Origin of the sequence: Agromyces binzhouensis (assembly GCF_004135055.1) — a bacterium.
In the GTDB taxonomy this organism is placed as follows: Bacteria; Actinomycetota; Actinomycetes; order Actinomycetales; family Microbacteriaceae; genus Agromyces; species Agromyces binzhouensis.
In genome coordinates this window covers 1-1,804 of the sequence record NZ_SDPL01000520.1, presented here as the reverse complement: position 1 = coordinate 1,804, position 1,804 = coordinate 1, and the positions used below count along the sequence as shown (strand labels likewise).

The following is a 1,804-nucleotide window of genomic DNA, read 5'->3' as shown; positions in this document are numbered from 1 at the left end:
CCAGCTCGTCGCGGACGGCGGCGAGCGCGCCGCGCCCCGCGCCGACATCGACCGGCGTGCCGAGCGCCCGTCGCGCAGGCCAGAGCCACGGCGACAGCACGAGGAAGATGCCGGCGCCGAGCGTCGCACCGAGGATGAGGCTCACGCGGCCGTACCCAGGACGATCGCCGGATCGAGCCCCGCCGCTGCGAACTTCTCCAGCCGAGCCGGGTGCGCTCCCGTGCAGGCGAGCTCGTCGGCCGACCGGTCGAGGCGGAAGATCGCCTCGACCTCGACTCGTGCTCCGTCGGTCGCGCCGGTCGTCGCGGCGATCTCGACGACGCGGCGCCGTCCGCCGCGGTCGATGCCGAGGTGGACGACGAGGTCGATGCAGGATGCGACGGTCGGCACCACGAAGGCGGAGTCGATGTTCCGGCCGGCCAGGAGCGGCAGCGTGCAGAGCTTCGCGAGCGCGTCCGGCGCGGAGTTCGCGTGGATCGTGCACATGCCGGGCACGCCGGAGTTCAGGGCGATGAGCAGGTCGAGGCTCTCCGCCTCCCGTACCTCGCCGACCACGAGCCGGTCGGGACGCATCCGCAGCGCCTCCTTCACGAGTCGACGGAGCGTGATCTCGCCGCTGCCCTCCAGGTTGGGCTGGCGGCACTGCATGGCGACGAGGTCGCGCACGTCGAGGTCGAGCTCGAACGTCTCCTCGACGGTGACGACCCGCTCGCCGATACGCGTCGCCGCGAGCAGCGCGTTCAGCATGGTCGTCTTCCCCGTGTGCGTCGCGCCCGACACGAGGACGTTGGCGCCCGCGAGCACGCTCATCCGGAGGAACTCGGCCGCGGGTCGGGTGATCGATCCGAGCTCGACGAGCCGCTGCAGCGAGCGGATGCGCTGCTGGAACTTCCGGATGTTCACCGCCCAGTGGGCTCGCGTGACATCGGGGATCGCGACGTGCAGCCGAGATCCGTCGGGCAGGGACGCGTCGACGAACGGCGACGAGAGGTCGACCCTGCGGCCCGAGTGCTGGAGCATCCGCTCGACCAGGTCGCGCACCTCGCGATCGGACAGGACGACCGTGGTGAGCTCGGCCACGCCGGCGCGCGCAACGAACACTCGGGTCGGCGAGTTGATCCAGATCTCCTCGACGGCCGGGTCGTCGAAGAACGGCTGCAGCGGGCCGTACCCGGTGATGGATGCGACGACCTCGCGCGCCGCGCCCTGCTCGTCGGCGAGCGGCGCGTGCGCGCCGGCGAGCGCGCGCTCGGAGTACCGACGCACCTCCTCGGCGGCGAAGCGGGCGGCCATCACCTCGTCGCGGGCGAGGTCGACGCCCTCGCGGAGCACCCGACCGCGCACGCGCTCGGCGATGGTGCGCACGGGGTCGGACATGGCTCCCATCATGGACAAGCCGGGCCGATCGACCGCTCGGTTATCCACACGGGACCCGCCGCACCCGAGCGGCAGCGGACGTCACCCGCCGACGATCGGCGGCACCCTCGACCCGTCGGGCGAGCGCTCCGTCCCGCATCGGGCGCATGCGTAGTAGGCCGTACCGCTCTCGGGCTCGTGCTGCAGCACCCACTTGTGGATGCCGATGCGGCACTCCCAGTTCTTCTCAGCCATGTTCCGCTCCCGTCTCCGGGTCTGGGGGGGGAACCGACCAACAAGATACTCGTCCGGGCCCGCCGCCGCGCCTGCGGAATCGGTCATCCGTCGAGGTCGTCGAGCGCGGCCTGCGCCTCATCGCGAGCGCGTGCCGACCTCGCCGCCTCGGCGGCGGCCGACTCCCGGGCGCGCGTCGCGATGCGCACCTCCC

At 72.6% G+C, this 1,804-nt stretch carries 2 protein-coding genes; both read right to left on the bottom strand.

Features of this window, described 5'->3' with window-relative positions; genetic code table 11:
- Positions 1-141: 141 nt before the first annotated feature.
- A complete protein-coding gene (locus ESO86_RS16335) occupies positions 142-1,377 on the bottom strand; it encodes a TadA family conjugal transfer-associated ATPase (protein WP_242492423.1) in 1,236 nt (411 codons plus the stop codon).
- A gap of 81 nt (positions 1,378-1,458) precedes the next feature.
- Positions 1,459-1,611 carry a hypothetical protein gene (locus tag ESO86_RS19325; RefSeq protein ID WP_165308146.1) on the bottom strand — a complete coding sequence of 51 codons (153 nt, stop codon included), beginning with the start codon at positions 1,609-1,611 and terminating at the stop codon, positions 1,459-1,461.
- Between the last annotated feature and the right edge of the window lie 193 nt (positions 1,612-1,804).

Excerpts from the sequence above, each read along its gene's own strand:
- ESO86_RS16335 (WP_242492423.1), bottom strand. The coding sequence starts at position 1,377 with ATGTCCGACCCCGTGCGCACCATCGCCGAGCGCGTGCGCGGTCGGGTG.
- ESO86_RS19325 (WP_165308146.1), bottom strand. The coding sequence starts at position 1,611 with ATGGCTGAGAAGAACTGGGAGTGCCGCATCGGCATCCACAAGTGGGTG.